Origin of the sequence: Runella sp. MFBS21 (genome assembly GCF_029433105.1) — a bacterium.
In the GTDB taxonomy this organism is placed as follows: domain Bacteria; phylum Bacteroidota; class Bacteroidia; order Cytophagales; family Spirosomataceae; genus Runella.
On sequence record NZ_JARNTW010000004.1, the window covers coordinates 105,668 to 126,071 of the forward strand.

Genomic DNA, 20,404 nt, shown 5'->3' on the forward strand with positions numbered 1-20,404 from the left:
ATTTTTGAGGTACTAATTATGCTGATTAACAACCCTTAAAAGAAGTATGTCACAAGCTAGTTTAAATCTTGCTGATGAAAGTTGGATGTTTGCCGAGGTGAATGAGAAGTTTCTTTTGCGCAACAAAATCTATGCGGAAGGCTATGCCCGTCAGCGAATGTCTTACATCAGGAAGGCCCTTGGACTAAGGTATATCAGCATCAAAACCTTTGCCGATTTCTACAAGATGGATGTGTGGTTGTTTTTTGGCAAGAAGTAGGGAGTTACTTTTTAGCTCTATTTTCTAAATACATGACAAAAGAGGCTTAGTAATTTTTAGCCGTATCTGGTTGACTTGATTGATAAGTGCTTGAGCCACCTATTCTAAATCATAAGCGAAAAGTGATCTTTCTGGTCTTCCATGCTTTGTGATTTGGATAGGTTTTACCTGTTTGTCAAGACAAATTTCCGCTTTGTAGGCTACCAAAACAATCCAGAGGCTTGTCTTAATCCTTGTTCTAGTGGATAATGGTTTCGCGGCGTATAGACAATGATCTATACGAACAAATACAAGTCCGTCTTAATCCTTGTTCTAGTGGATAATGGTTTCGCGGTGCACGATACAGCTTTGTCCAACCAAGAAGGCAAGCCGTCTTAATCCTTGTTCTAGTGGATAATGGTTTCGCGGATAGAAAAGGTACGGCTGGATACTGTATAAACGGAACAAAGTCTTAATCCTTGTTCTAGTGGATAATGGTTTCGCGGTATCAAGGTAGTACGCGAAAAAAGCAGAGAATTTTACAGAAAGTCTTAATCCTTGTTCTAGTGGATAATGGTTTCGCGGTCATGTTTAAAAGTACGAAAACGGCATCAAACCGTAGTCTTAATCCTTGTTCTAGTGGATAATGGTTTCGCGGGGGTCACGTGTTTTGTGACAACTTCTAGCTTTAACGGTCTTAATCCTTGTTCTAGTGGATAATGGTTTCGCGGCTGATGACGAAAGTCAAAAAAACAATGTCATTTCTACAGTCTTAATCCTTGTTCTAGTGGATAATGGTTTCGCGGGCCCTAATGCACGATGCAAGCGAAGCCTACATGCTTGTCTTAATCCTTGTTCTAGTGGATAATGGTTTCGCGGTCATGTTTCAAAGTACGAAAACGGCGTCAAACCGTAGTCTTAATCCTTGTTCTAGTGGATAATGGTTTCGCGGCCACTTGTGTACGACCGTCTAATGCTCACCGATATGTCTTAATCCTTGTTCTAGTGGATAATGGTTTCGCGGTAGCCCTAATCCAATTTTTTTGCAAAAAGAGTTTTATGTCTTAATCCTTGTTCTAGTGGATAATGGTTTCGCGGTCTAAGTCTTTAATGTTTGACATTACGACCAATGCTCCTTGTCTTAATCCTTGTTCTAGTGGATAATGGTTTCGCGGAAATTCGAATCGTGGGCAATAGTCGAAATTATGGGTCAGTCTTAATCCTTGTTCTAGTGGATAATGGTTTCGCGGCCACTTGTGTACGACCGTCTAATGCTCACCGATATGTCTTAATCCTTGTTCTAGTGGATAATGGTTTCGCGGAGGGTATTTTGAGTATTATCAAAAATACCATAAAAAGTCTTAATCCTTGTTCTAGTGGATAATGGTTTCGCGGCTGGATTGAACTGTCCGGCATTCGTTCCAAGGATGATTTGTCTTAATCCTTGTTCTAGTGGATAATGGTTTCGCGGGTTATGAAAATCAAGAACAAATCAATAGTAGTGGTCAAGTCTTAATCCTTGTTCTAGTGGATAATGGTTTCGCGGTCAATCGCGTATAGCCATGAACGGAAGGATAAAAAACGTCTTAATCCTTGTTCTAGTGGATAATGGTTTCGCGGTTTAAATGGTTTAACGAATACTTTAAAGCTAACAAGTCTTAATCCTTGTTCTAGTGGATAATGGTTTCGCGGTGAACAACTTAGTGTTTTACAAACCTAGTGAAGTTAAAGTCTTAATCCTTGTTCTAGTGGATAATGGTTTCGCGGCAGACGGAAAGAAAATAACATTTACGGGTGGCGAAGTCTTAATCCTTGTTCTAGTGGATAATGGTTTCGCGGTTTTCACCAGGAGAACAAATACTTATTTCAGCTTCAGAGTCTTAATCCTTGTTCTAGTGGATAATGGTTTCGCGGATACTAGCGTTGACCATGACTTATAGACACAAAACTGTCTTAATCCTTGTTCTAGTGGATAATGGTTTCGCGGGTTGATGTGTTGTTCTCTTGAGAAAAGAAGGAAAATGTCTTAATCCTTGTTCTAGTGGATAATGGTTTCGCGGGCAAAACAAGAACTAAGTTTAAATACTGATAAACCCTTGTCTTAATCCTTGTTCTAGTGGATAATGGTTTCGCGGGAAAGGATTTTGGTTAAATAAAGATTTTAATTGGGAGTCTTAATCCTTGTTCTAGTGGATAATGGTTTCGCGGAACTTAAATAATAATACCAAAATGTCTCTCTGCCACAATGTCTTAATCCTTGTTCTAGTGGATAATGGTTTCGCGGTTGGCCTCTTGATTTTGATGCGGAAAGCCTGAAGGAGTCTTAATCCTTGTTCTAGTGGATAATGGTTTCGCGGCGTTTTGATTTGCGTGTGTGTAGCTTTTTTTATCAAGTCTTAATCCTTGTTCTAGTGGATAATGGTTTCGCGGACTAGGGTGTTCAAAAATTAAACTATTCCAATTCTCAATCAGTCTTAATCCTTGTTCTAGTGGATAATGGTTTCGCGGGCACATTATAGCGACACAAGAAACTGGCCAAGAATGTCTTAATCCTTGTTCTAGTGGATAATGGTTTCGCGGGGAAAACAATAACAAATTTTATGAAATTAATTGGGATGTCTTAATCCTTGTTCTAGTGGATAATGGTTTCGCGGTATGAAAATAAGTTTAAATGTAAAGGAAGCCATGCAACAGTCTTAATCCTTGTTCTAGTGGATAATGGTTTCGCGGACAAGAAAAAAGCTTTTTAGTATTTGGAATCAGGATTCGTCTTAATCCTTGTTCTAGTGGATAATGGTTTCGCGGAGTTTAAAAGTAGAATGGTTAGAAAATGAGGTATTAAGTCTTAATCCTTGTTCTAGTGGATAATGGTTTCGCGGAAATCTGAAAATATTTCAGAAGAACTTTTGGTAAAAATGTCTTAATCCTTGTTCTAGTGGATAATGGTTTCGCGGAGCATCGAAAAGTATTGCTCGGTAGACGCTTGTGCGGGGTCTTAATCCTTGTTCTAGTGGATAATGGTTTCGCGGACTTAGGCGTTGTCGCAGTTGTCGTATACTGTATAGCGGTCTTAATCCTTGTTCTAGTGGATAATGGTTTCGCGGTCCAAATTCAAACCCACAAAAAAATCTCATTATGATTTGTCTTAATCCTTGTTCTAGTGGATAATGGTTTCGCGGTAGTAGAAGAAAATGATTAACAAAACATCCAACGCATCGTCTTAATCCTTGTTCTAGTGGATAATGGTTTCGCGGAGCGGGCTTCTACAACTGCCTGATAAACAAACGCGTAAATATTGAAAACTTAAAATATTAATATTCATACATAAATAAATTCAATGGTTTTAGGTTGAAAAAAAATCGTTAGTTTTCAAAAATACACAATTTTTCAATATCAATAGCTCTCCAGCCCCACTCTTTATTTTTTTGGTTGTAAGCACGTACCGCCCTTCCCTTTACTAAGGTTTTGGTGTCAATCTCAAAGTTGATTTGCGACAAATGTACCATTACTCCCTTTACAAAACCAACATTCCCCTTCATCTGTAGCATTCCCTCAAAAGACCGCACCAATCCCTCAGGTGGATTACTTTCCTGACGAGTATCCACTCGGTGCACCTGCCAAAAATATCCCTCCGCCGCTTTGACTTCCTTCAAACTCAAGCGCAAAAATTGCCCCAAAAAAGGCTCAGGCAGGCCATATTTTTCATACCCAAACCCACCAAACGTATGCCTCACTTTGTCAACGACGTATATAAACTTTCGTTAGATACATTTTGGGGGTTTCTTGGGGTACAAAGGCGTGCTGCTCTCGGAAGTATGTATGTAAATCTAAAATCGAACCATAAACCTACATAAACCATCCATGCAACTAAACTGGTGGTTCATGAAAATACCCATAGCCCACGGCAGTTTTTGCACCAATGCCGTGGTTGGTGAGGGCATCTTTGAGCCAATCTTCAATCGTTTTATCTTTTAGTTTAGCATTTTTTGTATTTAGTTCCGATGAACCTATAAAGAATTTAAAAGGACTTTCCGTAACTGTTAAAAAATAAATGGGTATAGGAGATTGCGTATCTGTTGGAGGTTTACTTCCTTGATAATAATCAGGATAATGCACATTCATAATGTCAGGTTCTATTCTAGGCTTTTCGTTGGGAAAAGCATCAAAAAATACCAATTTACCAGCACTTGATTGACTACCAAACCATTTTACGAAAGTATCATCTTCAAGAGCTGACGATTCTTTATTATCAAACATATCAAGAATAATCCAACTACGCAGGACACCCTTTATGGAATTGGCAGGAATATATGGAACACCGTAAATATGGTGTAAAGTCATAGAGGTTTCATACACAGAATGCCCCCCAAGTCCTACTACTAAATGATAGCTTGGAGTAAGTGTTAGCTCAACAACACTTTCACCAAATAAGGCTTTCGCATTATTATGATGACGTTTGTTAAGGGCTGCAAACTTATTTTCTAGGATGCCAAAGTTTTCCTTTATTTCAAACTTCCCAAGGGTGACATTTTTCTGTTTATTTTTACGCTCCTGAGCATTAAAAAACAAAAACTTATTTTCACCTTTTTCATTTACAGTCCAACGAGAAAACTTATTAAGTTTTAGGTAAAAATTATCTATATCGCTAATCTTTATTTGTCTTACATCTGAGGGTACTTTGGAGTCTTTAAGAGAAAAACTATCCTGTGAAAGTTTGGCTCTTGTTTTATTTTCCATTGATTCATCCTCTGTATCTTTAGCATTCATTACTTGGTTAAGCTGTGATTTAAAATCAAGGGAGGGGCTTTTTACCTCTTGCTTTAGGTCTTCCTTAGGGATGTATTTCTTCTGATAGATATTTTCATCATCTATGATTAAAATTTCCTTTTTGAAGTACTCACAAGGCATTCCATCTAATTCTTGAATGTCAGGATTTACCTCCAATTCTGGTATCCTTATGACTTGCCCATCAGCTCGTTTGATGCCAGCTACAAGTTTGCCATTGTCATTAAGTATGATAAATATGCCCTTTTTCATTATTCTTGGATTAAATCATTTCCCTCAATTAAACCTTCTGCAAATCGGCGAAGCCAATTAAATAATGCCAGTACTTCGTTAGTTACTGCACGATATTGACCGCTTTCTAGTTGGATGATAATTTCTGATAGTTCTCCATTCTTATTGTTAATTAAATAGTGATTATCTGACGTTTTCAACCAATTATCAACTTGATTATAAATCAATGCCCAAGCATTTCCATCTTTTTTCTTCGACATGATAAATGCTAATGTCGCTCCTAAACCACTTGTCTTTACCATCAAGGGAGTTTTTTTGACATAAGCTTTGTACTCTTTACCGTACTTCTCATAATGTTCAGCAAGTCTTTTCTTGAAGCCTTCAAACTTTTTATCTTTAGAAGGATTTATCAAAAAATCTTCTAAAATTCTGTTGTTAAGACTATTATCTTTCAAATCTTTTTCAAACTTCTTCTTAAAAGAAACAGTGAAAAGAGAAGCATTATTTGTTGTTTTATTATCGTTGTCATATTTGAAATCTTTTAGTAGTAAAGTTTGGTTTGCACATTTGTAAGCAAAATCTGCTCTACCTTGTTCGATTCCATTGATTGTCTTAGCCATTTTATACCTCCTTTGCTGTTAGTAATGATTTTACAACTCGTACTATACCTTTCCCTAATGTAGCATCACCTCCAATTTGAATTACATTAGGCAGTGCTGTAGCAAAATAATTCATAACATCTACGTCTGTTTGAGGAATAGACTCTTTCTTTTTCTCTTCTTTTAAAAACACCGGACTTGCCATTACCAAACTATACATGATACTTTCGGCAGGAAGAAACTCTTCGGTAAATAATGCACCTGCTTCTACTGTACCTGTTTTGTTATCAATCTTTATTCGTGTGATAACTTCGGTACTTAGATTGACAAAATCTTTAAAATCGTCATTTGCTAAAATAACAATATCATTTTTGAGTTTATCCTTCCAAAAGCCATCAGTAATTAGTTCAGAAAGCCATACCCCAAGTGCTTTATCGTCTACTTTAACATCATAAGAACCGCCAGTAGTGAAGGCGTATTCTTCTAAGACAATTTTATTACTACCAAGTTTCAGCGTAGTATTATTAAGTGCAAGACAATTATTAGAATTAGGTTCTTTAATAGAAAAATCAACTGTTATTCGTGTTAAAGACATATCACGCTTAAACTGCTCTAATACTTTTGGGCAAGTAACCCATGCAAAGACACCTCTCACACTTTTTACAGGAAACAGTAATAAACGGGCATCTGTAAATGCCAACGCTCCTGCATGAGCATCATTGCCTGCATCTTCTGTTCCGAAGAGAGCATTGGTAGTGAGTGAATTTACTCCTTCAACACTTTCAAAAGCCTGCCTTATAGCTCCTTTAAAAGAAGAACTTTCGATTTTAGGAAAAGAAGTATGTCGTTCGCGTTGAATAGGTAAATCAACTATACCCAAATCTGAGCCACTGCCAGCGTGCAAGGGTGTTTCACAGATAAAAAATAGGGGTTTGGCGTTTTTGTACATAATGTTTGGGGGCTTTATAACTTATTATGTGTAATACTTATTTGCTATTGTCCTTAATTATTTCCTCAAGTTCCTTCTTAATTTTATCAATACTCCAAATGGGTAAACCAGCTTTTATAGCTGCATTGATTGCGTCAAAAGACTTCTGTAAAGGATATTTAGGTGTTGTATTCGATATTTCATTTTCTAAAAGGGGAGTTATGAGGGTTGGTTTTCCATATACTCCCGAAATAGCATAAGTAGAATACTTTGTACTTTTGGCAACGTCTCCATCCATAATACCGCTTTTACATTCGATATTCAGGATTGTTCCTTGATTGGTAAGAATCAAAATATCAAACTCATCTAATTGACTTTCAGCTTCGATAGAGTAAGTTCTTACACTTGAGTATATACCCAAAGAGTATTTGACCGCAGTATCATAAAGTACATGAAAGCACATTTCTTCTAAGATATAGCCAAATGGAAACTGATTTTTTGAGCCTAAACGAAATCTTCTTAAATAACTATTATCATTATGAATGTCCAGTTGACAGAGTTGGTAAATTTTTTTCCAAAAAGATTCTTTATCAGATTGGGTAAAATTTGTACCATTTTCATGTTTCTTCTTGTTGAGCAAAACTAAATTCTCCCTAAGATTTGAAGAAGTATTTTTATATTTCTCATAAAAATCTAACCAAAATTCTTGCTCTTCTTTATCACTCTTTTTCATGGAAAGAGTACTTTGTGCGTTAAACCCCATCAATTTCAACGCCGTTTCTATATTTGTTCCTTTAGGTAAGGAATACGGTATAAGTATTTCCTCATGGGCTGATTTGACTGATATTTGCCCAGTATTTCCTTCTAAATAAGCAATATAATGCTCTGGCTTATCTTTCACATATTCCAGTACTGCTAAGACAAATGGGCGTTGTCCTCCAGTTAAATTCCAAAAAGTTTTCTTATCTTTTAATACTTTATCAAAAGCTTCTATTGTCTTAGATACTTTTAAAAATTCGTTCTGCTCAATCTTGATTTCATCCAATGCAATGGTATTTTTGTCTAAAGTTTTCTGCAAATTCTCATCCCATTTTTTGTTTCCTTTAACTTTAGTGGTAAGATTTATGTCCTTGTAAAGCGTAACAGTATAAAAGTCCTTGAATTTAAACTCATCCATTACCAAAGGAATATAATTTACCATCTGATTAAGGGTAGAAGCACATACATAACTGTATTCACTAAAATCTAATGTTTTTTTTTCATTTAACTCATCGGTAATGCTCATAGGTTAATTTTCTTTAAAAGGTATAACTTGAAACTTTCCAAAACCATTACTATTGGCTGTATTTTTAGCTATTAAGGTTTTTATGTTATCTGCCAAATTACTATTATGATTTAATTTCTTAAAAAGATAAATTGACCCCGCAGGAAGAGCCTTTTTCATAGGTTTGGGTTCTTTTTTATTGACGTCAAATCCACCTATTGAGAGATATTTACCTATCGAGGCACTTACCAGTTCAAAACCATCTATGTTATTAAGTTCTTCTATTCCATCGCCACTTTTCCAAAATGTAGGGCTTTGTATATATACTTTTACATATTTTGCTTGCTCAATACCTGTTGAGGAAATCGGTATGTTAGGTTGCTCAACCTTCTGGAATGAAGCCAGTTTTCCTTCTCCACCTAATTTGAGAATGCCATTGTCAAAAGCATAATCAGATTCATATTCAACCAAAAAACCCCAATTTTCAGCAAACTCGACCATTTCTACTTTATAAAACTGCTCGTTTACCGTTGTTCTTGAGGTTTTAGATAAAGCTATTCCAACTTTAGGATTTTTAGTGCTAAAATCATCAGGTTTATAAACCGTTGTCCTATGATTTTGTCTGGCACTGTATGACTCAAATAAATCTTCTATATTGATAAAAAGATTTTCTTCTCGTTCAGCATCCTTGATACTTGGCTTTACCAATGTTGAAAATGGTACATTTGAAAGGGGGTTATTAATGTATTTTTCGGTAAAGAAATAATCCCTTTTTTCATCTACAAACAAATCCAGTGGTGCAGGAACAAGCGTTTTACTTAATACAGGATTGTGTAGATATACATGATGAATCTGAAGTTTTTGTAGGTCTTCATCCTTAATAGAAAATTTTTGTAATCGTTCTTCTCCACTATTGATGCAAAGGCTTGTAAATAATGCACCCCAAATCACGGATGGATAAGGAATAATCATAGAACTATCTACAAAAGCTTCTTCGCCCTTACTAAAAGGTTTTCCAGAACGAAAAAATAAGGTATCAAGTGGTTGTATAAATAAATATGACTTGTTCATGAGTTGCTTTATTTTAGTTCTCCTGCAATTTTTTCAGCCATTTTGACAAACGATGCAAAGTTATCTATCGAAGTTTCTAATGTTTTCAGATTAAAACCTTGTAATAGAATCTTTTCCACCAATGGTTCATAGATTGCCTCTTCAATATATTTCCAATCTGCTTTAGGACTTTTAGCACGTTTCATCAAGCGTTTTAGTTCTACCTTTAAAATAGATACTTGTGCTAAAAAGGCAAATTCATCTGATAACTGTCCAATAATTGGCGTGCAGTTATTCACAAACTTGAATAGAAAAGTGGAGCTTATATGTTTATCTTTAAAGGCTTTTGCTAGACAAAATAGCAGGATTAAATCATCATTCTTACAGTACATTTCACTAATGATTGACGAGCGATTCATAAAAGCTAATCCAGAGGCGTTTTTATCATCAAAGCTTTTTTTAGCATTCATTTGTAGCCTTCTTACTTGATTCAACACATCATTTAATGGTGTTTTGTAATGTGCAATGACAATCCCAGTTGAGAAAGATAGCGATTGGTTTAAAGGTTTGTTGACTTTCTCTTTGAAAGCCTCTTGTAGGCTTACAAGCACAGAAGATAAATATTGAATATTAACAAACCCTAAAAAATCATCACCACCAGCGTAAATGGTTTCGCCAGAACTGTTAACAATTACAGTAGCCTCTTTAGCAAAATCCATCAGACATATAGATATTTTTTGATGAAAATCTAGCAATGAAATATCTTGAGGTAGATATTCTCCACTAAGCCATTGTCCCATGCTATCACCATCAAAGGAAATCAGGGCATAATGCCTTGTATTTAAGCTATGTGCAAAAGAGGGAATAAACTTTTCCAATATCAGTTGTCTTTGATAAGGATTGGGGATGCTTTCCTCTGTGATATTTTCTTTGTAATAATATTCTGCGTCAAAAGTAGTAATGAAACGTTGTTTATCATTACAATTCATCTCAGTAAAATTTTCTAGGCATAAGCTTACAATTTTATCGTGATTGAAAATAATGTTTTTGTATTCATTAAGCGTTTTTAGAGGTTCTCCTGATATATTTTCAATATCAGATTTTAATGCTATTTCAATTGTTGAGGGAAAGCTTTGACTATCATACATTCTCTTTAGAAAGCTAACGGCACTTAACCCTTCATTTTTAGACAATTTTGTGCCTTCAATTATTGTAGCAAAGGGATTCCATTTTGAGTCGAGATAGTTTGAGTTAGTACTCTCTCCAAAAAATAAGGCATTTCGTTCACCATCAAGACTACATTTGCGTCCTTTTTCACCATTCCCTTCATTAAACTGCTTAAATCGACGTACATTTTTCATACTGGCTAACTGCTGCTGAATATTTGAGTAAGCAGTATTGTAATCATTGTTTTTTATTTCTTCAAATACCCAGTATACCTCTAAATGCTGTTCAATCTGTTGTTTAAAGGCAGGAAATGTTGGTATTCTAGCATTTTTCAGTGCCTTTTCTGAAACACTTTTGAATTTTGCTCTAATTGCATCTTCCGTATCTTTACCAAGTTGATTTATCTCACTTTCTGTACCTGATAGTTGTGCTACAAAACGATTAGGAAGAGAATTAACTTCCTCCCAATCTTTTTCTATCTCATACTTTGCATAAGGAAAAACAATATTAGGTCTTCCAATAGATTCTACACCCGTTTTTGTGAGTTCTGTTAAAATCTTACTTCCGGCATACAAGTCCACAGTCTTTCTTGCCTGAGCAATAAACGATTGTACTGGGCCAATGGTTAGTAAGAATAGATATATTTTGTTATTGCTCATAAAATTTCATTTTTTAAATCTGTTTGTAAACTCCATTTTTTACCCCCATGTGATACTGTTTTAAGTGTTGTAATAATTGGCAAATTATCTTTTAATATAGAAATGTAAATGGGAGATGCAAAGCGAGGATTTCCTGCACCAACAGTACTTTTATAAAGAAAAGCATCACTTAACATTACCTTATGAGTGGAGTTTCCTATTTCTGATACTGTTTTAACCTGTGTCCCTATCTGAATTTTTGTCACATAAGGGAATTCGCCTAAATCCCTGTATGAACTTTTACTATTTAGTAGGATTCTATTCCTATCAATTTTAAACTTATCTTCATTAACTGAATTTTTTACAACAAGTAAATTCATACATGGCAATAAGTTTTCTAGATTTTGCTCTTCTGAATAGGCTTGATTATTTATATTAGTTATTCTAAAAGAACCAAAACCTCTTCTACTTCTTTTACCTAAGCCACCTAAAATAGATGTTAGTATAAACAAACTTCTTAATGAATTAATAGTAAATGTGTAATCAGAATTATTATATCTAACAGAGATACTGCTGGTCAGCGTTAATTCTATCTTAAAAGTACTTTTTTGAAGAAAAGCTTTATTTAAAGACCTTGAATCCTTTTCTTTATCTTTTGGTTCTGGTTTGTGAGGTAACATAAAACTGCTTGAATTTCCATCATATTTTAAAGGTGAATAATCGGTAGAAGGTTTAGGTTCTTTGATTATAATTCTACTCCTCTTCTCCGTACTCCCAAATATCTCTCCTTCAAGCTTTCGCATTTCATCCACGGACAAATGCCCATTCATCGCTCTCCACCAAAAGCGTAAGGCTCCTTTGATAGACGCAGGGCGGAGTTCGGGGGTAGTGCTGTCTGCTCCTGCCAGAAACATCGGCGTAATTACTTCGCAAGTAAAGGTGATGGTTTGCATGTTTTTCTTTTTTTTAAATCACTTTTTTCAGTTCTTAACTTGTCTAACTGTCCCAAATCCGTGGCTTACGCCTTTGCCTAGTCCGAGGTAGTCGGGTAAGAAAACATTGGAGCGAAAGGTCACATCAAAAGCCAATAGTTTTTGCGCCTTAAACGTCACAGGGCGTACCTTGTCGACGCTATCTATACGCAGACTCATCGTTTTGTCGATGTCCCAGCCGATACCCTTCGCAAAAGAAATGATGTTGGCTTTGAGCGTATTTTCCAGCAACGTCAGCCGCGAAAGCTCATCGGTCGTATTTAGGTATTTGGTATAGTTTTCCTGATTCAGAGCCAGCCATTGGGTCAGGCGCATACAAAAGCTCTTTTCCCACACTTGCAGGTTGTACTGATTCATTTCTAGGTGTTTCACATGCAGTGAAAGCTTACGACCACTAATTTCGATATCAAGGTTACGATTATTGAAAAAATGATGCACTTCATCGACCCCAAAATCCACGCAAATCAGCGCAGGATTCCGCCCGATGCGCTTGTATTGAATCACCGGATAGCGATAGATGACTTCGTGGTCGTTGATATGATTGTGAAAAGTGATGTGCTGTTCGCCCGTTTTTTGGATGACAGCCCCCCGAAAAGCAGGCAGCTCCCACCCTTCGATTTCGGCATCGAATTGAACTTTGAGGAAACGTATTTTTTTCAAAATGGCTAGCGGTTTAAGCTTTTGTTAAACTTATCGGTTTTTATTCAAAAAAAACAAGAATAAATGTCATAATTTTATCAAGTGGCAAAAAATTTACTTTACGGAAATTATGAGACTATAACCATGTATCTACAAAAGGCCGCATTTCAAAACTATTGGTAGGGCAATTTTGGTTAAATGGGCAGGTGTGACAGAAAAACTTAGAAGGAATGCATAAAATTGAAATGCGCCTTTAAATCTTACTATTTTAAGGTAAATTGCGACTATAATACAGTCACCTACTAAGGAAGCTATGTTACCAACTGCCTCAACTCTTTCGCTAGATAATTCTTGGATGTTTAAGGAAGTAAATGAGAAATTTCTGACTCGAAATGAAATTTATGGCGACCACTACGCACGTCATAAAATGGCCTACATCCGAAAAACCTTGAACCTAAAACAAATCACCATTCGTACTTTTGCAGAGTTTTACCGAATTGATGTTTGGTTGTTTTATGGCAAGAAGTAGAGATTTACCTATTACTTAAAAGTATCAAATCAATCATGGAAGCACTCTTAAATTTTGTTTCGCTGCTTATCAATGGCAGATTAAGCCACTGAGCCGTAGCTACAATAATGGCATCCATAAGTTTGAGAGAAGTGGAGAGTCGTGTTTTGATGGCTAAAGTCTTGACTTGTTCATTAAGGTCAAAAATCAGGAGTTGTTCCAACAAAGCCTTTATTAGCTTACGTTCTGAGGCTGTCATGTTTTTTTTGCACTGTATTTCCATTTCCGTGATGATTGATATGCAGGGGGTTTTGTCACCAAGGATGATTTTAACAGCCATATCCCCTTCCAACAAACGGATAAGAGCGTTGGTATCTAGCAATATGTATTCTTCTTTATTCACCTCTTAACTCACGTTGAAATTTCAAGGAGTCTTCTCCCCACTTGATTTTACCGAAGAACTTATCTACGTCAAATTTTTTAGTAGGCTTTTTGAGTTTACCTAAAGCCTCTTCTATCTGCTTTTTGGTGGCGTTAGGTTTGATGATAACAGTCATGGTTGTAAGCGTTTTAATTTCACTCACCAAAATTACAAATTTCATTTAACAATTCATGGCAAGATACATCATTCTCCCTTTGTACGTTCCCAAAGGGAGAGTGTATATTTTTTCATTTATTATCCTGCCAAATGCCCTGAATAGCCTCAAACTTAGCTTGGGCTTGGACTATTTCTATGGTTACTTCGAGGAGTTGGTCGGCAAAATTGGGAAGGCATTCGGCTAACCCTATTGCTTTTTTTTCAAGATTTGAATGAGTTCTAGTTGGTCGGTGTAGGCTTTTCGATAAGCCTCTCTGGTCAAGGTTATTTTATCAGGCATGGCAGGAGTTGTTTTAGGATTATCACCAAGAGTAGCAGGAAAGCCAATATGCCCACTACCGAAAATAAGGTATTGGTTTTCATAGCAACTTATTGATTAAAGTAATTCTTCATCTGAGGGGTAGTTTTCATACTCAATGTATTGTATGGTGAGCGTTTTTTGAACGTATGACTTTGACCAACTGGCTAGTCTGCAAATGAGTTTGTAATAGAACCGTTGCAGTTTCCACTTTGCATGATTGGATTGGTAATGAGCATAGGTATGTAGGTCAAGCGACAATTGTTTAAAGCGTTTCAATACCTCTATTTTGAGGTAGAGCTGATACTTCTCTTTCCGTATGTTCATGATTTTGGAGGTTTTTTAAGGATAAAATGCAAAAGCCTTTTTTGATTCCGAATTCTCCCCCTTCTAGCTTAAAGGAGATTTCGGCAGTGATATAAAATTTGCCATAGGACTGGAGTACTGAATAATATTCGACCAAATGTAAGATGTCTCCTACTTGAAAGTTACGGTCGTCTTTTCGTACCTCAAATAGTTTGTTTCGGAACCATATCTCCCCAAAGTATAAGGGCTCGGTTTTTAGTATGTGTGTCATGGAGTAGTCGTTTTAGGGTTATTTTATTAAGATTTTAAAGGCTTTTTTGACTAGATTGATATTCTCTTCGAGTTTTTGGTATTTCTCCTCAAACTCATTTCGCCAACGGTAATAGTCTCGGTATTGTTCTTCAGACTTATTTTGAAGGGCTTGATACGCTTTTTTGGTACAGTCGTAGTCTTTGATGATGTATTCGATAACACTCTGACCCGTTTTGATACCTTCTTTTTCCATGACTTCGTTCATGATGTTGACGAGGTCAGGTTTTTCGTTCATATCCCTGAGGGTGATGGTCTTGAAGTCCTTTTTTTCTGAATTTGCTATCATTTTTTTAGATTGGTTTTGCTGATGCGCGACGGAGCAGAGCTGCATCAGCGATTAGTGAATTTATTTTGCTATCAAAATGGACGCTGCGGCGGTGTCCAGGCTTCACGATCGATAGGTATTTTGCTATCAAAATTTTATAGGAGTTTGATAAGCTTTTCGATGATGGCTTGCCGCTGATGCTTGTGCATCTGAGCAAAGTTCTTTGCCCAATTCTTTTGTTGCTTTTTAAGCGTTTCGCGTTCTCGGTAGTCCTTGCCGATGTAGTAGGTGTCTTGCAGTTTTTGGGGAGGCTCGTAGTTCAGGTACATATGCTCGGTGCGAACTTGACCACTTCTTGTAACGGAACTGTAGATAGTTTTCCTCCAATCTGCTAGTCTTTCTTCATACATGGCGTTTGGGTAGGTGGTGATGGCTATTTGTGCATTTTCAAACTGCAACACCTCGCTAAGAAGTAGCTCATGTTGACCATCAGTAAGTTCGTGCTTATAGCGATTGTTAGAAGAACGGGTTGAAAGAGGGTAAGGAGGGTCACAAAAGATGAAAGTATGCTCGCGGTCAATGGCTTCTTTTCGGATATATTCAAGAATCTCAAAGGCTGATGCCCAAACTACCCAAGTACCTTGTTCTTCGGTAGGCAAAATATAAAGCTGCAAATCAGTGAGACTATAAACCTTGTTAAGCTCAAGGTTTTGGGCTAATCGTTTGGCCTGTTTTTGGTCTTTTTCAATCAAAAAACACCTCTCAGGCTTTTGGGTCAATTTGCGGTAAATAGAGGCATTCCCCGCAAAAATCTCCCAATAGTCGTGGCATTGCGGTATTTCGTTGATGATAGTCTGATAGACCCCGTCTTGCCCTTTGCCTCGAAAGTAGCTTTTGTCTGAAGCACCGCTTTTTATGGTGGTAGTAAACATTGGATTAGGGTTTGTTTTTGACAATGACCATGTTCATGAAAACGAATTTGAGGTTTTCGACGCTTCCCAAGTGCCTAAACTCAAACTGTAGTTGTCGTTGGTATTCTTCGAGCTTCATTCCTCTATCAATGCGTGATACAAAGCTGCTGATGCGTGAAAAAGGATAGACGCTGATTGCTTCACAAATGGCATAGAGGAAGGTTTTTCCCTTGACCTGAATTTCGTAGGTTTCCCCCACTTGGTAGAGGTCAGATTCAGGCAAAAGCACCTGAAAACTATGGGTAGAGGCCAATTTGTTGTTGTAGTTTTCGCCAAGATTGATTTTGGGAAAGGTCAAAGGGGGTTTGTAACCTTGTTGCTCAAAAAGGTTGATGTGATGGTTCCATTGGTTGTTCATTTCGGTAAGGGAGATTGAATTGTACAAAAACAGAATCAGGGATAGCATGAAGTAGCGTTTGAGGGTCGTAGTAGAGCGGATTTCCATTGATGTCTTTGGCGAACACGTCTATACGGGCAGGGCTGATGTAGGGTACCGCCTTCACAAAGAAGAGCTTGATTTGGGCGTTTTCGGCAGTGATAACGGCTTTTACCTCGGTCGAATCTTCGGTACGTTCGACGGCCAAAACCTGACCAATCTTAATGACAGGTGGATGCGTAAATAAAGAACCAAGGGTGATGATTCCAATCACCAAAAAGTAGAGAAAAATGAGTTGGATTCGTTTCATAGAATGATTGTTTAGTGTTCAAAATACCAGAGATAATCTTCTTCATTGTCGGGGGTAGATTCGCGTTTCATATCGCCCAAAAAGAGGTTGAAATTCTTCGCCAAATGCGTTTGGATATTACCCTTCAAGATGTTCAACTCTTTGTTGTTGGAAGCCTCACACAGCTCAAAAAGGATGATAGCGACCTCAACGGAAATCCTGACTTTCAACCCTCGTTGGTTTGGCCCTTGATAGTGCCACAACTGCCCCGATTTCTTCCACTTTTCGATGTCCTTTAGCAGGGTCTTGATATGGGCAATGCGAAGGATATTTTCGGGGGTACGCTTGAGGGGTTCGAGCCTGTCAAAATCGTGGCAGGGAGGGTATATTTTGGCCATGAGCGTCCATTCTATCCAATCCACTTCGGCGGATTGAATATAGATTTCGGCCTTATCCGCTAACTTTTTGAAGTAGAAATAAGCGTGCATGACTATCGACGGGCGTGTTGGATGTAGTACTGCCATGATTCCATGATTTTGGTCACAAAATCAATCCCTTCTTGGGTCGCAATGATGTCTCGGTTGATATGAGGCTCACATTGCCCATTCGTGAAGATGTTGAGTTTGCAAAGCATGGCATTGGGGTGGCTTTCGGGAATCGTCCCTCCTTTGTTGTCGTTGAAATAGATTTGTATGGAGGTCATTTGATTGTCACCATAGCGTGATTTTAGCTTGTTTTCGATGAATCTGACCGACCTATTGAGTTCGAGCATTAGCCTTTCATCTTCGTTGATGAGGGCGTCGTATTCGCGGTCTATTTTCTTTTTGAGGTAATACTTTAGGTTCTTTTTGCCTTGATGATTGACGGGGTTTTGGTGGTAAATGGTGATAGCCAAGAGGCTGTTGGCTTCATCAAAGGGGCTTTCGGATTTAGTAGCAGGTTTGAATACGGTAGTGTTCATGATTGGTTTGATTTAATGTGTTGATAGTCAGAGTATTAAGGTATTTTCCAAGAAAAATCGGGCCGCGCCCCCCCCTTACCCCAAGTTCAGAATCTGAACGGGTCGTCACTTTTCGGTACATTTTATCGGAACGGGGGAGGATTTTTTGGGATGAAAGGTCGAAGACCTTACTAAAAGTCCTTTCAGAAGTTCAGACGAGTACAGATAGGTACGGATTCAGTACTTGTGTCTGTACTTATAGTCAAAAATTAGCTATTCCCTTTTTAAAAAATGGGCAAACGAGTTTTCAAAAATCGAAGCAATGGCCGACGGCGTTTCGGAGCGTTTTTGGGCTTGGTTTTCGACCTGAGCTTTGGCGGCCATGATAGAAGCCCCTACCACACGGTGTTTTTGGTTGGTTTGTTGAGTTTTGTAGCGTGATTCTTCGGCAGATAGTTCGCCGACCTTTACGGCTTCGTTGTGCCTCTCATCCTCAAATTGAAGCACAATCGGGTTAACTTTGAGGATGATACAGGGGGTGTTTTGGTCGTGCAGTCCCAATCCACCTCGGTACTTTTCGGTCAAAAATGGCTTGTACATACCCAATAGCTTATTGATATGATTTTTGATAGTAGCAATGCAACAACTATCGTTGAGGGCTTTCCTAAGATAGCTATGGGTGATTCGGATTTCGTAGGCACGGGCGGTAGGTTTTCCCCAATTTTTGATGTAGTGCATGAGCAGTTGCCAAGCGGTGTTCTGAACGCTTTGGTGCATACGTGGATAGGTATCCTTGTTTTCCTGGCATAGTTTTCTGATTTGCTCGTTGGAATGGAAAAACTCGGCTAGTTTAGCTTTGGTCTTGGCCATTGAAAAAGCAGGTTTTCGAGGAAAGAAAGAAGCGGGTGCGGCGTAACGTTGGTACTGAGACCAAATCCCTGCGGTAACGGTGTTTTTGAGCATTTTTTTAGGGGTGAAAGTTTGTAAAAATGACTGAAAATGAGTATTTTTATGTATTGAAATCGGGTATAGTTCTAGTTTATTCTTTCTTCTAAGAAATCCCTTATAGCTCTAAAATGCTGTAAGGCCAATCCCTTTTTTGTTTTACCAAACCTGAGAATGCAAGCCCAGTTGGGATAGGATGCACCTATCGACACAGCTTTCTCACAAACTTCTACCCGTTGGTACTGCTTTTCGATTTTCTGACAGAGTTGTTCTGCCCATTCGCGGCTTTCGGTGGTAGTCTTCATTGTTGTCTCAAACGGTTGGTTTGGCATTTGGTGGGTCCGTGGCCATTGTAGGCATAGAGGTTGGGAAAGGTTCGGTCACATCCCTTGCAATGGATACCCTCATTGATAGAGGGAGCGTTTTGGCTTTTCTGCGTGAAGTACCATTCAATCCAGTCGAGGGGAGCTACGGAGGCTTGGTTGGCGAAATTGGGGATTCGAAGCAGGGCAGTTCGTTGGGCATGGGCATTGCCTCGTGCGGCCAATCCTTCTTCTACTATACTAGCTAAGTTTTGTAAGGCTTGTTCTCGTTCTTTGGTAGCAAGTGTCATGGTTTTTGCAGGATTAAAGATAGGGCAGGATTCTGCCTAGCTAAGTAGGTAGCTAGTACCTGAGCAATACACGAATAAATAGTACTTACGGGGTATGAACAGTATGAACTTCTGAGGCTTTGATGAAGTCCAAAGTGGTTTTGATTTGTGGGTGAGCTTGAAATTGACCCACAAAATCGTCAAAATCGCTATAATTAGAGTGGGGAACTAGTGGAATGATATGCTCAAAGACCATCAGATTTACGTAAAACCATTTTCTGAGAGGGCAAATATCGACCCACAAATACATCTCAAATGGTTCCCACTTGGGGATACTAAAAATACAGTGAATAAGGCTTTCTCCTGCCACAATGTCTTCCCCTCCTAGCTCTGCCAAAAACTTTGTAAATTCATTCATTTTAGGTATTGGTTTATGGTGAAAAAAGCGTGTTGGATTAATAAAAGAACAATGGAATCCAAGTGAGGCAGCAATAGTAAAAGGGAAATCCAAGGCTAAAAACGCCGATGAAAGGGGCAAAAAGGAGAATCCAGAAAAGTACTGGATACGACCAATGATGCTTGGGAGTTTCGGAGGTAGGGGCGATTTTCATAGAGTTAAATATGACGGTTTACTTCGTTTTCAATAAAGTCTATTTCTCTTGGAAGAGCTTCTTTTTTTCGCCCGATTAGGCTTTCGAACCTGACGTCGGATTTGTATCCATTTATTTTCCTAAAAAGAGCTCTTATCTCTTTCTTAGCCATCATAGGCAATCCTTTATACCTATCTATTAGCTCAGTTGGTAAAGAAATCATATGTTTGCCGTTTACTAAAAAAAACATCCTTTTATGTATATCATACTACAAAATAGTTGTAAAATGGCTATATTGTAGCGATTTGGTTTCAAAGTAAACTAAATAAATGAACTAAGTCAACTATAATAAGGAATAATTTTAAAAATAGTACATTATGATAATGAACATTCATCCTATTGGCCTGACCCTTAGAGAGATAGCCAATGAAAAAAAAATCCGTATAAAGGATATAGCAAGCGCAAAAGGGATTTCAAAGCAAGCGGTCTCAAATGTCTGGAAAAGAGACTCTATAAGGTTGTCTGAATTGGAGGTGTGGGCTAAGATTTTGGGTGTAACTCCAGAGGAGATTATAGACCGTTCTCGCAAGATTGGTACACTAAATAATGTACAAAAAGAAAGTGTTCAGTCAACTAAAGAAGATGTACAAATTTCTAGGGGGACTTTTAATGATGACCTATATGGGTTAATAAATCAAATACAAGTGAAGCACTCAAAGGAGTTATCTGAAAAAGATAAAGAGATTCAGTATTTACGAGAACAACTTCGGGTTGCAAACGAGAACTTGGGAAAGCACTAGCCAAGTAAGAAAAGTCTGTGTGAGTTTTTTTTTGATTAAAATTTACTCGCATTCTTACTTGTCGTTTTGGGTTTATAAACCTA

General features: G+C 37.7%; 26 protein-coding genes and 1 CRISPR repeat array. Of the genes, 4 read left to right on the forward strand and 22 right to left on the reverse strand.

The window, feature by feature from the left end:
• Positions 1–46 precede the first annotated feature (46 nt).
• Positions 47–259, forward strand: coding sequence for a hypothetical protein (locus P1X15_RS10895; RefSeq protein WP_028664911.1), 213 nt, complete (start codon positions 47–49; stop codon positions 257–259).
• Between the two features lie 223 nt (positions 260–482).
• Positions 483–3,492: a CRISPR direct-repeat array (repeat unit 37 nt; unit sequence GTCTTAATCCTTGTTCTAGTGGATAATGGTTTCGCGG).
• A gap of 108 nt (positions 3,493–3,600) precedes the next feature.
• Here the strand turns inward: P1X15_RS10895 and P1X15_RS10900 are convergent.
• From P1X15_RS10900 to P1X15_RS10940, 9 genes are all read right to left on the reverse strand, one after another.
• Positions 3,601–3,972, reverse strand: coding sequence for a hypothetical protein (locus P1X15_RS10900; protein WP_277338160.1), 372 nt, complete (start codon positions 3,970–3,972; stop codon positions 3,601–3,603).
• 133 nt (positions 3,973–4,105) lie between these two features.
• Complete coding sequence (cmr6, locus tag P1X15_RS10905; RefSeq protein ID WP_277338161.1) at positions 4,106–5,275, reverse strand: type III-B CRISPR module RAMP protein Cmr6; 1,170 nt, start codon at positions 5,273–5,275, stop codon at positions 4,106–4,108.
• The gene (gene cmr5, locus P1X15_RS10910) at positions 5,275–5,874 is read right to left on the reverse strand and encodes a type III-B CRISPR module-associated protein Cmr5 (RefSeq protein ID WP_277338162.1); all 600 of its coding nucleotides are present in this window, start codon (positions 5,872–5,874) and stop codon (positions 5,275–5,277) included. Before cmr5 ends, cmr6 begins: the two co-directional genes overlap by 1 nt.
• Position 5,875: 1 nt before the next feature.
• Entirely contained in the window at positions 5,876–6,802 is a 927-nt protein-coding gene (cmr4, locus tag P1X15_RS10915; protein ID WP_277338163.1) for a type III-B CRISPR module RAMP protein Cmr4, read from the reverse strand.
• A gap of 37 nt (positions 6,803–6,839) precedes the next feature.
• On the reverse strand, positions 6,840–8,066 hold the full coding sequence (locus P1X15_RS10920) for a Card1-like endonuclease domain-containing protein (protein ID WP_277338164.1): 1,227 nt from the start codon (positions 8,064–8,066) through the stop codon (positions 6,840–6,842).
• A gap of 3 nt (positions 8,067–8,069) precedes the next feature.
• Complete coding sequence (gene cmr3 / locus P1X15_RS10925) at positions 8,070–9,116, reverse strand: type III-B CRISPR module-associated protein Cmr3 (RefSeq protein ID WP_277338165.1); 1,047 nt, start codon at positions 9,114–9,116, stop codon at positions 8,070–8,072.
• 8 nt (positions 9,117–9,124) lie between these two features.
• Positions 9,125–10,921, reverse strand: coding sequence for a type III-B CRISPR-associated protein Cas10/Cmr2 (gene cas10, locus P1X15_RS10930; RefSeq protein ID WP_277338166.1), 1,797 nt, complete (start codon positions 10,919–10,921; stop codon positions 9,125–9,127).
• Positions 10,918–11,853 carry a type III-B CRISPR module RAMP protein Cmr1 gene (gene cmr1, locus P1X15_RS10935; RefSeq protein ID WP_277338167.1) on the reverse strand — a complete coding sequence of 312 codons (936 nt, stop codon included), beginning with the start codon at positions 11,851–11,853 and terminating at the stop codon, positions 10,918–10,920. Before cmr1 ends, cas10 begins: the two co-directional genes overlap by 4 nt.
• Before the next feature lie 27 nt (positions 11,854–11,880).
• Positions 11,881–12,552: a CRISPR-associated endonuclease Cas6 gene (locus tag P1X15_RS10940; RefSeq protein ID WP_277338168.1), complete on the reverse strand. Its 672-nt coding sequence runs from the start codon at positions 12,550–12,552 to the stop codon at positions 11,881–11,883.
• A 292-nt stretch (positions 12,553–12,844) separates the two neighbouring features.
• Here P1X15_RS10940 and P1X15_RS10945 point away from each other — a divergent pair, with 292 nt between their 5' ends.
• Positions 12,845–13,060, forward strand: a complete 216-nt coding sequence (locus tag P1X15_RS10945; protein ID WP_157585378.1) for a hypothetical protein — start codon at positions 12,845–12,847, stop codon at positions 13,058–13,060.
• A 4-nt stretch (positions 13,061–13,064) separates the two neighbouring features.
• Here the strand turns inward: P1X15_RS10945 and P1X15_RS10950 are convergent, their stop codons facing one another.
• Together P1X15_RS10950 and P1X15_RS10955 are read right to left on the reverse strand one after the other, a co-directional pair.
• Positions 13,065–13,442 (reverse strand): PIN domain-containing protein, encoded by a 378-nt coding sequence (locus tag P1X15_RS10950; RefSeq protein WP_028666213.1) that lies wholly within the window; start codon positions 13,440–13,442, stop codon positions 13,065–13,067.
• A complete protein-coding gene (locus P1X15_RS10955) occupies positions 13,435–13,596 on the reverse strand; it encodes a hypothetical protein (protein WP_157585380.1) in 162 nt (53 codons plus the stop codon). The genes P1X15_RS10950 and P1X15_RS10955 overlap by 8 nt, the downstream gene beginning before the upstream one ends.
• Before the next feature lie 55 nt (positions 13,597–13,651).
• Between P1X15_RS10955 and P1X15_RS10960 the strand changes: the two genes are divergently transcribed.
• Complete coding sequence (locus tag P1X15_RS10960; protein ID WP_277338169.1) at positions 13,652–13,822, forward strand: hypothetical protein; 171 nt, start codon at positions 13,652–13,654, stop codon at positions 13,820–13,822.
• A gap of 378 nt (positions 13,823–14,200) precedes the next feature.
• On the opposite strand, the gene P1X15_RS10965 is transcribed toward P1X15_RS10960, so the two are convergent.
• From P1X15_RS10965 to P1X15_RS11015, 11 genes are all read right to left on the reverse strand, one after another.
• Positions 14,201–14,512, reverse strand: coding sequence for a DUF3850 domain-containing protein (locus P1X15_RS10965; protein ID WP_277338170.1), 312 nt, complete (start codon positions 14,510–14,512; stop codon positions 14,201–14,203).
• A gap of 18 nt (positions 14,513–14,530) precedes the next feature.
• Positions 14,531–14,839, reverse strand: coding sequence for a hypothetical protein (locus P1X15_RS10970; protein WP_277338171.1), 309 nt, complete (start codon positions 14,837–14,839; stop codon positions 14,531–14,533).
• A 134-nt stretch (positions 14,840–14,973) separates the two neighbouring features.
• Complete coding sequence (locus tag P1X15_RS10975; protein WP_277338172.1) at positions 14,974–15,750, reverse strand: hypothetical protein; 777 nt, start codon at positions 15,748–15,750, stop codon at positions 14,974–14,976.
• 4 nt (positions 15,751–15,754) lie between these two features.
• Complete coding sequence (locus tag P1X15_RS10980; protein WP_277338173.1) at positions 15,755–16,147, reverse strand: hypothetical protein; 393 nt, start codon at positions 16,145–16,147, stop codon at positions 15,755–15,757.
• A complete protein-coding gene (locus tag P1X15_RS10985; protein ID WP_277338174.1) occupies positions 16,110–16,475 on the reverse strand; it encodes a hypothetical protein in 366 nt (121 codons plus the stop codon). The genes P1X15_RS10980 and P1X15_RS10985 overlap by 38 nt, the downstream gene beginning before the upstream one ends.
• An 11-nt stretch (positions 16,476–16,486) precedes the next feature.
• Positions 16,487–16,978 carry a hypothetical protein gene (locus P1X15_RS10990; protein WP_277338175.1) on the reverse strand — a complete coding sequence of 164 codons (492 nt, stop codon included), beginning with the start codon at positions 16,976–16,978 and terminating at the stop codon, positions 16,487–16,489.
• On the reverse strand, positions 16,945–17,415 hold the full coding sequence (locus tag P1X15_RS10995) for a hypothetical protein (RefSeq protein WP_277338176.1): 471 nt from the start codon (positions 17,413–17,415) through the stop codon (positions 16,945–16,947). The genes P1X15_RS10990 and P1X15_RS10995 overlap by 34 nt, the downstream gene beginning before the upstream one ends.
• 252 nt (positions 17,416–17,667) lie before the next feature.
• A complete protein-coding gene (locus tag P1X15_RS11000) occupies positions 17,668–18,357 on the reverse strand; it encodes a hypothetical protein (RefSeq protein ID WP_277338177.1) in 690 nt (229 codons plus the stop codon).
• Positions 18,358–18,428: 71 nt separating this feature from the next.
• A complete protein-coding gene (locus P1X15_RS11005) occupies positions 18,429–18,644 on the reverse strand; it encodes a hypothetical protein (protein WP_277338178.1) in 216 nt (71 codons plus the stop codon).
• Positions 18,641–18,952, reverse strand: a complete 312-nt coding sequence (locus tag P1X15_RS11010; RefSeq protein ID WP_277338179.1) for a hypothetical protein — start codon at positions 18,950–18,952, stop codon at positions 18,641–18,643. Before P1X15_RS11010 ends, P1X15_RS11005 begins: the two co-directional genes overlap by 4 nt.
• A gap of 85 nt (positions 18,953–19,037) precedes the next feature.
• On the reverse strand, positions 19,038–19,349 hold the full coding sequence (locus P1X15_RS11015; RefSeq protein WP_277338180.1) for a hypothetical protein: 312 nt from the start codon (positions 19,347–19,349) through the stop codon (positions 19,038–19,040).
• Positions 19,350–19,904: 555 nt separating this feature from the next.
• Between P1X15_RS11015 and P1X15_RS11020 the strand changes: the two genes are divergently transcribed.
• On the forward strand, positions 19,905–20,321 hold the full coding sequence (locus P1X15_RS11020) for a helix-turn-helix transcriptional regulator (RefSeq protein WP_277338181.1): 417 nt from the start codon (positions 19,905–19,907) through the stop codon (positions 20,319–20,321).
• Positions 20,322–20,404: the final 83 nt, after the last annotated feature.